This window comes from Shewanella sp. DW31 (assembly GCF_015767295.1).
GTDB classification, from domain to species: Bacteria; Pseudomonadota; Gammaproteobacteria; order Enterobacterales; family Shewanellaceae; genus Shewanella; species Shewanella oncorhynchi.
In genome coordinates, this window is record NZ_JADWMP020000019.1 from 83,450 (window position 1) to 96,971 (window position 13,522).

Sequence of the window (13,522 nt, forward strand, 5' to 3'; positions counted from 1 at the left end):
GTGAGTATTAGTAAAGTGCTAATAACTGCCAGTAATATTGTCTGTTTACTCATTGTCTGGACGCTATCAAAGCGTAATTTCATGATGTTTCTCAAACATAAATTATTATGCTAACAAAGCAATAACATTGTTTATGTTGTTAGTTATAGGTAGTGGTATTTCAGATGGCATTGTAAATGAATAATCAGCACTAAATATACCGCTGCTATTTACTCGTGTAAATGTGTGTAACAGGTAATTGTCCCGTATTAGCGGTGAAAATATGGAACTGATAGTTCATGTTTTTTAATTAATATATTTATTTATCAGTCATATTAGTTATCGTAATTAAAGACCAATCTCAGTTTGCCAAACTTGTTTATCTAATGGATGTGCTTGTTTAAATTGTCCCTCAAACCGCAATAGATCAAAAATGAAATGGCCAGCCAGCCACGAATGACTGACCGGCCGCGCCGGGAAGCGTTTTTGGATAAAATGCGGAGCAGGTTAGCTGGGTGATTGACCTCCTGTTGCCGTCGCTTTGATATTGAATACTAGGCTGTACATCACTGGCAGTACGATGAGCGTCAGCAGAGAAGCGAAGCCTAGACCGAAAATAATTGTAATCGCCATAGAACCGAAAAACGCGTCGGGGATCAGCGGTATCATCCCGAGCATAGTGGTTATTGCGGCCATCATCACTGGACGAACACGGCTGACACAGGAGTCGATTAAGGCAAAATAGGCTGGTTTACCTTCACTGAGCTCGAGGTTGATCTGATCGACCAAGACAATACCGTTTTTAATCACCATGCCCGACAAACTCAGTAATCCGAGTAGTGCCATAAAGCTGAAGGGCGCATCGAACAACAAGAGTCCCGCTGAAACCCCAATCAATGCCAGTGGCACAGTAAACCAGATCACTAAGGGCTGACGCACTGAGTTGAACAAAAATACGGTAATCAAAAACATCGCCAGATAACCTAAGGGAATTGAGCTAAATACCGACGCTTGTGCTTCACCTGCGGTTTCAAATTCACCGCCCCATTCCAAGCGGTAACCCGCGGGCAAGCTGATCGCTTCGACCTGGTCTTTGATTTTGCGCAGTACAGAATCGGCGGTTTCATTGCTACCAAGCTTAGGATCGGCCATCACAGCGAGCATGCGCATGCGATCGCGGCGCATCACCAGCGGATTTTCCCACTCAGTGTTGAAGCTACTAACTACTTGGGTGGCAGGCACAAAGGTATTGTGTTCGCTGCTCCAAATTTGCAGCTTCCATAGGCTGTCCGCTTGCAAACGTTCTTCGGCGGGCGCTCTGGCGACGATGGGCAGCAAGTGGCTGGTTTCTCGGTATAAACCTATTTGCTTACCGCTAAAGTTAACCAATAGGGCATTGTCGAGATCTTGCTTACTGATCCCTGTTTCGCGCGCTTGGGCATTTTCCAGTTGCGGACGGATCAACGGCACTTGATTACGCCAGTTGTGACGTATGCCATCCATGCTCGGTTCGGCGTGGAAAATGGCCTCGGCTTGGGCACCTAAAGCGCGCAGCACTTCTGGGTTATCACCGTAAAAGCGTGCCTCAATTTTGGCGGCGGGCGAAGGGCCGTTTTCCATGTTTTTTAAACGATATTGTGCCTGTGGGAAACGTTGATTTAACAAGGTTTCTAATTCTGGCATATAGGCTTTAACTGCGTCTAAATCCTGCATTTCTACAATCAACTGGGCAAAGGCGGGATAGCCTTTTTCTGGCTGATAGGGCAGTACGAAGCGCTGCGAACCTTGGCCAATAACGGTTGTTAAGTGTTTTAGCCCAACGTCTTTTTGCTCGTCCAGCGCAAGCATTAACTTCTCGATATCAGCGGTAAAATGCTCGGTCGCCTTGATGTCAGTCCCCTCTGGCATCCAGATATCCACAAAGAAAATCGGCGTGTTAGAAGCAGGAAAGAACACATTCTTGATATGACCAAAGCCCACCACAGCGCTGAACAGCATGGCCACAACCAGCAGTATGCTCACCAGTCTAAAGCGCAGCGCTACAATCAAGCTTGTGCGATATAAGCTGAAGAACCAGCCCTTGTAGGGGTCTTGGGCTTCTTCATCGCTCGGCGCATCTTTAAATAACAGATGACAGAAAAACGGCGTGAGTGTGATGGCGGTGATCCAGCTGATAAACAGTGAAATCATCAACACTTGGAATAAAGAACGGCAGAACTCACCGGCGGCATTTTGCGATAAGCCAATGGGGGCAAAGGCAATAATGGCAATCACAGTCGCACCCAATAGCGGCCACTGGGTTTGGGACACTATCTGTTTGGCCGCTTCTAAGCGGGTCTTACCGCGACGGATACCAATTAAAATGCCTTCAGTAACGACAATGGCGTTATCGACCAACATACCGAGGGCAATAATGAGTGCGCCGAGGGAGATGAGTTGTAGCTCAATCCCGAGCACTTTCATCACGATAAAAGTGCCTAGAATCGTCAGCAGTAAGATCAGGCCCATCAATAGACCTGAGCGCAATCCCATAAACAGCAGAAGCACGGCGATCACTATGGCAATGGATTCCATTAGGTTGATTAAGAAGCCGTTAACTGTCTCATCTACCGCCTGACTCTGATTATAAACCGTCGCTAAATTCATGCCGATTGGGCGTTGTGATTCAAGCTCGGCTAAACGGTCACTGACCTTTTGCCCGATTTCGACTACATTCACACCGCTAGAGAAAGAAATCCCCAGCGATAATGCTGCTTCACCTTTATTGTGATAAAGCACGTTAGGGGTTTCGTCATAATCCCTTTCAATATTGGCAATGTCGCCAAGGTAAATCAGCTCAGAGCTACCCGGAGGGCTGACGATCAAACGCGCGAGATCCTGCACATTGCTAAATTCGCCCGTGGGATGAATGCGGATACGGTTATCGCCAATCACTAAGCTGCCCGCGTTAGAGACGACGTTTTGATTGTTCACTAAACCATAGATATAGCTCTGATCTAACCCCAGTGCCGACAGCTTTTGCTGGGAGATTTCAATTACGACTTGCTCAGTGACGTTGCCAGCAACAGAAACCTTTTTTACTCCAGGTACTAGCACTAGCTCGCGGCGCAGATAGTCGGCGTAATTGCTCAACTCGCGGTTGCTGTAATCAGGTCCCGAAAGGTTAAATAAAATGCCATACACATCGCCAAAGTCGTCCATCACCTTTGGCGTTGCTGTGCCCGGCGGCAAGTTTCCCGCAGCATCATTAACTTTACGACGCACTTCATCCCACACCTGCGGCAGGCTGGTTTTATCGTAACTTTCTTTAATCTCGATTTGGATTTGTGATAAACCCGCACTATTAATTGAAGTCACATGCTTAATGGCGTCGAGTTGCTGCAGGGCATCTTCGAGCGGTAATGTCACTTCTTCTTCAACTTGCTCAGGCGAGGCACCGGGATAAGCCGTGATCACTAAAGCTTCTTTAATGGTAAATTCGGGGAATTCTAGTTGCCCCAAACCGGTAAAACTGACGCCACCACCCACGAGTAGCAGCAACACAAACATCCAACTGATGACTTTGTGGCGTATCGAATACTCTGCAATGTTCATCAATTACACCCCACGCTGCCAGCGTAGTGGTTTGACTTTCATGCCATCGGATAATTGAGACACTCCAGCGCTGACGATGAGATCGCCCTTGTTGACGCCCGTTAAAATCTCAACACCTTGATTACTGACGCGTCCTAGCGTCACCATCGTCGGTTTTACTTCTCCCGATTGCGCTTGATAAATCCACACTTGCACTTGGCCATCTTGGTCGCGCTTATCGATAGCGGTCACTGGCACTACCGTTGACGCGAGGGCACTAGGATCTTTGACTAAGGCTAAGGTCAACTCGGCACTCATTCCTGGAAGTAACTGAATATCTTGAGGTTGAGGTAACGAAAACACCACTTCATAGGCTTGGGTGCCCGGCGTGACTTGAGTCGAGTATTCTTTAAATTTGGCATCGAAACTTTGCTCGGGGAAGGCACTAAAACGCACCTTAGCTGTAAAATGAGCTTGATCGGTATATTGCTTCAAACCCGCCGCCATCGACTCGGGAACTTGAATGCTAATATCGAGCAAATTATTGTTTTGTAATGTTAATACCCCTTGGTTTGCTTGCACTATTTGGTGGTTATCCACTAAACGTTTGGCGACTGTACCGCTAAAAGGTGCCGTTAAACGGGTGTAACTCAGTTGATCGCGTGCAGCGGCTAAGGCGGCGGTGGCCGATTTGAGTTGCGCTTGAGTGCTATCAAACTCAGATTGTGAAATCAGCTTGCGATTGAGTAGCTCGACTTTACGTTTAAAGTCAGCGGCTAACAGTTCATGCTCCGCCTCGCGGGTCATTAAATTATTGTGGGCGTCCCTGTCATCAAGTTTTGCGAGTAAGCTACCTTGAGTGACTCTTTGCCCTTCAACTAATGCTAATTCTGTTAATTGTCCTGAAATGCGGAACGACAATTCTGCGCGACTATTGGCGGCAACGCGGGCTGGAAATGTTCTGAAATCTCCGTCTTCTACATTGAGTACTTCAAACAGTTTAACCGGACGAATTGTTGCCACTTGCACTGAACTTTCCGCAGGCGAACAACCACTGATCAGGGCTGGAAGCAGCATTGTCAGCGGCAAGAGTCGATATGATTTCATGGTGGAGATTTCCTAGTTAACAAATTGTCAGCATTTCTGGGCGCGAAGATACCAGCTAAATTAGTTGCAATAAACGGGATACTTTGGGATTATCAGTCCCACATAATGAGATTGAACTTAAGGTCAAAATGAAGACAGAGGACTTAGCGTTATTCCACCGAATTGCTGAAACCGGTAGTTTGATTGAAGCGGCGGATTTACTTAACTTACCTAAATCGACTGTGAGTCGACGTTTGCAAGCCTTGGAAGATGAGCTGAACATTAAATTGTTCCACCGTCAGAGCCGCTCTATGACGCTCACTTCTGCGGGCAGCCATTTTTACCAGCGTTCGCAGAATATTTTGGCTCAGCTCGACGAAACCCTCTTCGAAATGACCAATGACGATGCTGAGATCAGCGGGCATTTGCGCATTCAAATGTTCCCTATCCACAGCATGAAAATCTTGATGCAGGCCATTTTCCGCTTTATGGATATGCACCCTAAACTCACCTTAGAAGTCATCAGCAGTTCAGAATCCGTTGATATGGTGAAACATAATCTCGATGTGGCCTTTGTAGTCGAGCCTGCGTTGGATACCTTAGATTTAGTGGTGCGGCCAATTTTTACCACTGACTTACGTTTTTACGCCAGTCCGCAATATTTAGCGGCACACGGTACACCTAAAACACCGAAAGAGATTGAAGCGCATAATGTGTCTATGTTCCGTTTATCCAACGGCAAAATTTTTAATGAGTTATTTATCGGTTCAGAACAAGAGGTGAGAGTCAGAGGTAATTTCTGCTCCAACAGTATTGAAGTGGCGGTTGAGTTTGGATTGCAAGGACGCGGCATAGTGTATGCGCCTGCTGAAGTCGTGGATGAATATGTACAAAGCGGTGAGTTAGTGACTTTGTTACCTGAAATCCAGCCCCACCAAGGCGAGTGTTTCTTAGCTTATCCATCAAGACGTTACGTGAGTTTAGCCTGTCGACGCTTTATCGACTATATCATGCAAGAGTTAGTGCCAAATGGCGTGCCGATCAACATGAGTGAGCAAGGCCCACGTCGATCCTGCAAAGCCTCTACGGGAGCGTTTTCAGACGACGTGTTGCGCTTTCCCGTTAAAAAATCAAGCTAGTTTACCCCTCGCTAATGGCGTTTGCGGTCGTGATCTTTGTGGGCTCACAGATCCGCTGCGCCAGCCAGTAACAGGCAATTCCCATCAAAATATTGGTCACAGGTAGCGCGAGCAGCAGGCCTTTAACGTCACCTATATACGATCCCAAGGCTGCTAGCGGCAGCATGAGCAGCACTAAGCGGCACAGATTGATGACTAATGAACTCATAGGCCTGTGGTAGGCATTGAGGGAGGTCGCGACAATAATCACTATACCCAAAGGTCCGTAGGCGCAGGGCAGCACTAAGATATAAAAACTCAGCCATTCGATAACCTGCGGATCGGTACTGAATAAATGCGCGATAGGCTCGGCTAAAAAGATCAGTGGGATATAGAGTAAGGTTTGGAAAATAAAGATAAATTTTATCGATAACAGCAGGGCTTCTTTCGCTCTGTGTGGCTGTCCTGCCCCTAAGTTTTGCGCAATAAAGGGCATTAAACTCGACGACAGTGCCATCACCACGATTAATAGCACTGACTCTAACCGAGTACCGGCACCAAAGGCTGCCACGGCGCTGTGATCGATATGCGCCAACATGGCCATAATAATGGCATTGGCTAGTGGATTGATTAAATTCATCAAGGCGGCGGGTTGTGCGATATGGGCTAATTTACTCCAGTTCGCGCGCATTCTGTCTATGTCAAAGGCGGTCCATTCGAGCATTTTGCGCCTGACAATCAACAAATATCCCGACAAAGATAAGGCAATCAACCAAGCGAACAGGGTTGCAATTGCGGCGCCTTGGATTTCTAAACGTGGAAATGGCCCAATACCAAAAATCAGTAACGGATCGAGGATAAGATTGATGAGTGCCGCCAGCGCCATGATCATCGCCGGCGAGCGGGTGTCGCCAGTGGAACGTAAGCCTTGATTGCCTACCATCAACAATACCAGCAGCGGTGCGCTGACATACCAGTAAATCATATAGTCGTGGATCAGCGGCAAGCTGTCATCGTTTGCCCCGAGTAAGCGAAACAATGGCGTAATAAAAATGCTACCCAGTGCGGCTAAACTGGCGATCAAGACAAAGGTGAGCAATAAGGCATCATGCAAGAACACTTTGGCCTTGTGGGCATTACCCGAACCGAACAGTCGGCCTAAATTGGTCGAGACTCCAGCGCCAATACCAATGGCGATGCTAGAGATCACTAAGGTTACCGGAAAGGTAAAACTGATGGCGGCTAAGGCTTCAGTGCCCAATTGGCTGATAAAAAAAGTGTCAGCGAGGCTGAAACCTAGAATGGTCATAATGCCAATTAAGTTGGGGAGGCTCATGTTGAGCAGTACACGACCAATTGGCGCGGTGAGCAGCCCGTGTCTGTCTTTCATGGAAAAATAGTGCCTTGTTAGCGAGCGGAGGCGAGATTCTAGCAGGATTGTGCGGACTTGAAAAAACCGACATCAAAAAATTGAAGTTTTTTTTGTAAATGCCCTTGGATCTCGACACTGTCAGCCCCATATCACAGACAGCAAAAGAGCAGACTAAGGTGTCTGTTTTTTTAATCACAAATAGGCTCGATTGTAGGGCATCAAATCATTAGGAGAGTTCATAGATGAATATTCGTCCATTACATGACCGCGTAATCGTTAAGCGTCTAGAAGTTGAATCAACATCAGCGGGTGGCATAGTACTGACCGGTAGCGCCGCTGAAAAATCAACTCGCGGTGAAATCCTTGCTGTGGGCAATGGCCGTATTTTAGAAAATGGCACAGTTAAGCCACTGGATGTCAAAGTGGGTGACGTGGTGATCTTCAACGAAGGTTACGGCGTTAAGAAAGAAAAAATCGACGGTCAAGAAGTCTTGATCCTGTCGGAAGCTGACCTGATGGCAGTAGTGGGTTAATCCTCAGCATCAATTCGACATTCCAATTAATCATTAAAAATTTAAAGGATAATCAAGATGGCAGCTAAAGAAGTTGTATTTGGTAATGACGCTCGCGTAAGAATGCTGGCTGGCGTAAACATTCTCGCAAACGCAGTAAAAGTGACCTTAGGCCCTAAAGGCCGTAACGTGGTATTAGACAAGAGCTTCGGCTCACCACTGATCACTAAAGACGGTGTTTCTGTTGCCAAAGAAATCGAGTTAGAAGACAAATTCGAAAACATGGGCGCGCAAATGGTGAAAGAAGTTGCTTCTAAAGCCAACGACGCCGCCGGTGATGGTACTACTACTGCAACTGTACTGGCTCAAGCCATTGTCGTTGAAGGCTTAAAAGCCGTTGCAGCCGGTATGAACCCAATGGATCTGAAGCGCGGTATCGACAAAGCCGTTATCGCTGCAGTTGCTGAATTAAAAGCCTTATCACAACCTTGTGCAGATTCAAAAGCGATTGCACAAGTTGCGACTATCTCTGCAAACTCTGACGAATCTATCGGCGAAATCATCGCAACTGCGATGGAAAAAGTCGGTAAAGAAGGCGTGATCACAGTTGAAGAAGGCCAAGCGTTAGAAAACGAATTGGACGTAGTAGAAGGTATGCAGTTTGACCGTGGCTACCTATCTCCATACTTCATCAACAAGCCAGAAACGGGCAGCGTTGAATTAGATCACCCATTCGTACTGTTAGTAGACAAGAAAATCTCTAACATTCGCGAACTGTTACCTATCCTTGAAGGTCTGGCAAAAACCGGTAAGCCATTGCTTATCGTTGCTGAAGACGTTGAAGGCGAAGCATTAGCAACTTTAGTTGTGAACAACATGCGCGGTATCGTGAAAGTGGCTGCGGTTAAAGCACCTGGCTTTGGTGATCGTCGTAAGGCAATGCTGCAAGACGTAGCAATCCTGACTGGCGGTACTGTTATTGCTGAAGAAATCGGCCTAGAGCTTGAAAAAGCAACGTTGGAAGATTTAGGTACAGCTAAGCGTGTTGTGATCACTAAAGACAACACCACCATCATCGATGGTAACGGCGAGCAAACACAAATTGCTGCTCGTGTAAGCCAAATCAAACAACAAGTTGAAGAGTCAACTTCTGACTACGACAAAGAAAAACTGCAAGAGCGTATGGCTAAACTAGCTGGCGGCGTAGCAGTAATCAAAGTTGGCGCAGCGACTGAAGTTGAAATGAAAGAGAAAAAAGCCCGCGTTGAAGATGCTCTGCATGCAACTCGCGCTGCGGTAGAAGAAGGCGTGGTTCCTGGCGGCGGTGTTGCTCTGGTTCGCGTAGCTTCTAAGATCGCTGAAGTTGAAGTATTAAACGAAGACCAAAAACACGGTGTGGTTATCGCACTGCGTGCAATGGAAGCACCACTGCGTCAAATCGCCACTAACGCGGGTGAAGAAGCGTCAGTTGTTGCTAACACAGTGAAGAACGGCAGCGGTAACTTCGGTTACAACGCCGGTAATGACACTTACGGTGACATGTTAGAAATGGGTATCCTTGACCCAACTAAAGTGACCCGTTGTGCATTGCAGTTCGCTGCGTCAATCGCAGGTCTGATGATCACTACAGAAGCTATGGTTGCTGAGATCCCACAAAATGCTAGCCAAGATATGGGCGGTATGGGTGGGATGGGCGGAATGGGCGGCATGATGTAATCTTACTTGTCTAAATCGGTGATAACTGCGTTGCTTCATCACTCGTTTAAGAAAGCTAAACGTCGTGGTAAAGCGCCTTGTTCTAACTCGATTTATCCAACGTAAGATACTTTGCTGGTCTGGAGCCTAAAAGCCTCAAACCAAAGTTCTTGTAAAAGAAAACCCCGATGCTGGTAACAGTTTCGGGGTTTTGTTTTTGGTCTGGCAACTTGGGGAAGTATTGGGTGTACTTAGCTACACTTTTTGAGATTTAAGCACTGAAATAGTTACTAAAAGTGTAACATCGTATACTTTTGCTGGTGGTTAGGCAGTTCCATCATTCTTGATTTTTTTTAAAAGCAGAATCAAAGTCGTGGGGCTTCACCCCACACCCGACCAAGGAGGACTGCTCGTCCTATCCTCCTTGGATTCTCCAAGACGCCCCTAGCGAAGTTACATGCATTGGTTAGTGGCTTCGTACTTATTCGAAAATCGCTAACGCTTTCGATGGTACATCCTGTACCCCGAAAGCTAGCGAGGCATCCATGCCTCGCTCACGCGCTTTTCTTCAACACCCTTCAGCAACTTCGCAGGGGAGGGTGAATTTCTGGCATATTTGTGTTGGCCGTGAATCCTGAAAGAGTTATGCCTGCCCAATCTTTGTCTGTATCTCATCTTTGACTGCAACACCTTTTAGAGAATTTAACTATGGATGGCTCGTTAAATTTTGGTGAAGGTGGACTTCTGTTGTCTAGGTGTTGGTTGTTAATCTAAAAAGGGTTATGTCTATCCTATCTTTCTGTCTTAATGAGGAAAAATAAAACTGTTATCAAAGGCGGCGGATTCTTTACTTAACTTTGAAACCATTTCTTTTTGGGAGGGGTTCTCCTTTCTTTCGAACTGGATATTTTTTTATTCATTATCAGTTTGCTAGTGTTAAAGATTGAATATATCAACTCTAAAGTTATTAATAGACCATAAAATAATAAAAATGAACCGATGTAATCAAGGTAAAATATTTGACTTCCAAATGGTTTTAAAATAGAGGATATTAGGATTATTATTGAGTATATAGCTAAGGGATAAGCCATGTCGGAAATAAGTATTCTGGCATCAAAGTCAATGCTGCCATTTTCCTTCTTATCTTCAATAAGATCAATTATAGATTCCGGTATTGAAAATAGGAGGGCGAAAACACCAATGCCGAATCCTAATATTGATGGGAAAATAGATAGGCTGATGTCTTGAGGCTTAAAATCCATTGCATAATAATATGATGTTTCTACTGAAATTATTGCGATAAAAGTTGCGATTAAAATATTTATTAATAATCTTTTTATCCATAAAGAAAAAGGCGCAAAATGCTTTAAGCTTTGAGGGTTTCCTCTATAAGCATAAGAATTTACTATGTCAATAATTGGCCCTAATATAGGGATTTTGTATATTTTCATTTCAATTCTCTTGATATATTCTTTTGCATGCGACTTTAATCGATTCGAATATGTTTGTAATGTATGATGTGTTTTTTAGACTTCTGCCACCTAAAGAGCTTATTGGTAATGATATGGCATTTTCAGTGTTGTCCGAGTCGAATGTTACGACTTTGTTATTCTCATCTAAATATTTAATTTTTGTTGAACCAAATTTTTTTGATAGGCCAACCAATGCCTTACCATATTTGCTTAATGTCATTGTGGAATTTTTTGCTGACTTTTCAGTATGCTCACAGGATACGATTTTATTCTCCTTTAGCTCATTTTCTATTTCCTCTTGACAATCTTTTGCGACAAAATCAGCCCAATCCTGAGAGTTTGAGAATGTTACACGCATTTCTGCTTTTTTTATTCTATGGATATTTTTTAACACTTCACCTATTTTTTGGGGGTCAGATAATATATCTACTGTAAGATGATGTTTGGGGTTATTAATTTCAATTGCTGATGAAAATTGCTTTGTTAAAAACTCAATCACAACTTTAGTGTCAGGTGCGTTTGCGCTTTCTATAGCAAGAATATGTCGTTCATAATCAAATACGAAAATGTATTCATATAATTCAACAGCACCAAGACCTTGAGAGTTGTGGCGTTGTTTACTGTTGCGTACGTCGAGTACTTTTTCTACATGTTTAAATTTTTTTATTATTCCCTTTGCAAACTTTGTGTTTGCGCGTACGTCAAAAAAAGAAATGTAATTGTCGCCCCAAATTTTATGTGCGAAATCTACGATGTTTTTTTCACTAATGGCTTTTTTTGATAATTCCTTTAAAGTGATAAAAATTTCTCTATATCCGTCTACTCCAATTTCATTATCGTCACTTTCTGTAGGTAATGCTTGAATGTTGTAGTAGTTTATATTTGTCATTTTATTTTTACTTACTCTTGTAAAGGGTGAGTTTAGAAGTTATGTATGGTAATTTTCTAATTATTTACTATTTTTTTAGAGCGTTTGATGTCTCTTACCCATAGCACTGAACCATGGGTTTTACGCATTTCGAAGAGATCTATTGCGGCAAATAGGTCGCTGAGTTTTTTAAATCCGTAGTTTCGCTGATCGAAAGAGCTGTGATTTGAGATATGTGATCCTATTGGGCCAAGTTGAGCCCAGCCATCTTCCTCTTCGGTTGCTTCTATGGCTTGGCGCAACATATTGAGCAGTTTGGAGTCACTTTTTAAATTACATTTCTGCGGTGTGGCGGTTTTAGGCTGAACTTGCTTGGTTTTACTAATTGAGTCAGGTGTCGTTGGTGGAAGCTGGGTTAATTCTGATATCACCTCTATTTCTTCTGCGACAACAACAGGTTCTGCGTCGAGGTAGAGGAAGCGAGAGCAACTATTCACAAAAGCGGCTGGTGCTTTACGTTCTCCAAAACCAAAAACGGTTTTGCCATCAGCTAAGGCTCTCGTCACTAAGGGAGTAAAGTCGCAATCCGAAGATATTAAACAAATAATGTCTATATCTTTAGTGTAAAGAATGTCCATAGCATCAATAACTAAAGCAATATCGCTGGCATTTTTACCTTTGGTAAGATCGAATTGTTGGATGGGCTGAATGGCATATTCATGCAGGATATCTTCCCATGGCTTTAGGTTCGGGCTTTTCCAGTTACCGTAAGCTTTTCGAATACTGATGAGACCGTGTTTTGCAAGCTCAGCAAGTACAACATCAAACTTCTTGGCTGGCGCGTTATCTGCATCAATGAACACCGCAATTTTTTCTTTATTCTGCATTTTAACTCCAACGAATGTGGTTATGCTTTACCCGTTTTTAAGGATGAGAAGTAGTACCCGCAGATGGAGCCAATTATTGCACTTGAAAAAGCAAGAAGTTCGGTGAAGTACTTGTTTTCAAAAAAGGCGGCTAGGCTGATGATTGTGAGTAAGACCATTACTAGCATGATTGCTAAGATGGGCGCAGTCCTCTTATTAATTCGTTCAGTTAGAGGTTCGGCTTTTCCAATTCCACCGCAAGAACCACATATTAGTCCAAATTGATTTCTTCTTCGCCAAATAGGTAATTCGTTTAGTTTTGCGCAGCGTTCACATGAACTGTTATTAATTCCATTGGAACAAGTTCCTGTTCCTGAACAATGTTTACAATCATAAAGATTGACCATGACATCTTGCATTTATGTTCCTTCATAAATTTGGGGATATTAGGGACAGGTCTGTGATGGTGGCTTTATCTTAGGATTGAAGCACGCTACCGCCCATGGCTCTTGCTACCAGACCGCAAATACAGACAATAAATTTTAATAAAAACAATAATAAAGCTATCAGTCTGTGGTTTGTAAAACCTTAAACTGAATCACAATTAGTTCAGAGGGGGAGCATCTTTAAGGAGAGGTATAGAAAGCTTTTCCTTGCCTTGTTCGCTTTTCTAGAGCGGATCTTCCCTGACTCATTTGTATATCGCCATATTTTATTAGCGAGATTTTCGCTAACACCAAACTAGCGATGATTGATTAAGTAATTGCTTAAGTGTTGTTTATCAATCAAAAATTTAAACTAGCGTACAGCATATGGTGAATAGCGACAATAGTGAGTTGTTGCCCAGTAAACCAAAGACGGAATATGCATCTTTTTATCAAATAGCACGCAACACCAAAGCGATAGACGTTAATTTAACGAGCCATCCATTGTTAAATTTGCAGAGTGTGTGCTTGTAAAAAGGCATACAGATAACTGGAT

General features: G+C 44.0%; 10 protein-coding genes. 3 read left to right on the top strand and 7 right to left on the bottom strand.

The genetic code is table 11. The annotated features are described in order from the left end of the window. Nucleotides 1-486 precede the first annotated feature (486 nt). Both GWI56_RS15725 and GWI56_RS15730 read right to left on the bottom strand, forming a co-directional pair. Entirely contained in the window at nt 487-3,573 is a 3,087-nt protein-coding gene (locus GWI56_RS15725; protein WP_198573431.1) for an efflux RND transporter permease subunit, read from the bottom strand. 3 nt (nt 3,574-3,576) lie between these two features. Next, entirely contained in the window at nt 3,577-4,659 is a 1,083-nt protein-coding gene (locus GWI56_RS15730) for an efflux RND transporter periplasmic adaptor subunit (protein WP_105251364.1), read from the bottom strand. Between the two features lie 128 nt (nt 4,660-4,787). Here GWI56_RS15730 and GWI56_RS15735 point away from each other — a divergent pair, with 128 nt between their 5' ends. Next, a complete protein-coding gene (locus tag GWI56_RS15735; RefSeq protein ID WP_113940006.1) occupies nt 4,788-5,777 on the top strand; it encodes a LysR family transcriptional regulator in 990 nt (329 codons plus the stop codon). Between the two features lies 1 nt (nt 5,778). On the opposite strand, the gene GWI56_RS15740 is transcribed toward GWI56_RS15735, so the two are convergent. After that, nucleotides 5,779-7,146 (bottom strand): MATE family efflux transporter, encoded by a 1,368-nt coding sequence (locus GWI56_RS15740; protein ID WP_198573432.1) that lies wholly within the window; start codon nt 7,144-7,146, stop codon nt 5,779-5,781. 224 nt (nt 7,147-7,370) lie between these two features. Between GWI56_RS15740 and GWI56_RS15745 the strand changes: the two genes are divergently transcribed. Both GWI56_RS15745 and groL read left to right on the top strand, forming a co-directional pair. After that, nucleotides 7,371-7,661, top strand: a complete 291-nt coding sequence (locus tag GWI56_RS15745) for a co-chaperone GroES (RefSeq protein WP_006086113.1) — start codon at nt 7,371-7,373, stop codon at nt 7,659-7,661. A gap of 57 nt (nt 7,662-7,718) precedes the next feature. Continuing rightward, nucleotides 7,719-9,356 carry a chaperonin GroEL gene (gene groL / locus GWI56_RS15750; protein WP_011847850.1) on the top strand — a complete coding sequence of 546 codons (1,638 nt, stop codon included), beginning with the start codon at nt 7,719-7,721 and terminating at the stop codon, nt 9,354-9,356. An 830-nt stretch (nt 9,357-10,186) separates the two neighbouring features. Here groL and GWI56_RS15755 read toward each other — a convergent pair. Genes GWI56_RS15755 through GWI56_RS15770 form a run of 4 tightly spaced genes read right to left on the bottom strand, consistent with a single transcriptional unit; the run spans nt 10,187 to nt 12,960 of the window. Further along, the gene (locus GWI56_RS15755) at nt 10,187-10,786 is read right to left on the bottom strand and encodes a hypothetical protein (RefSeq protein ID WP_198573433.1); all 600 of its coding nucleotides are present in this window, start codon (nt 10,784-10,786) and stop codon (nt 10,187-10,189) included. A gap of 1 nt (nt 10,787) precedes the next feature. Beyond that, nucleotides 10,788-11,696, bottom strand: coding sequence for a DUF4747 family protein (locus tag GWI56_RS15760; protein ID WP_198573434.1), 909 nt, complete (start codon nt 11,694-11,696; stop codon nt 10,788-10,790). A gap of 56 nt (nt 11,697-11,752) precedes the next feature. Beyond that, entirely contained in the window at nt 11,753-12,562 is an 810-nt protein-coding gene (locus GWI56_RS15765) for an NYN domain-containing protein (RefSeq protein ID WP_198573435.1), read from the bottom strand. Nucleotides 12,563-12,582: 20 nt separating this feature from the next. Then, a complete protein-coding gene (locus GWI56_RS15770; protein ID WP_198573436.1) occupies nt 12,583-12,960 on the bottom strand; it encodes a molecular chaperone DnaJ in 378 nt (125 codons plus the stop codon). Nucleotides 12,961-13,522: the final 562 nt, after the last annotated feature.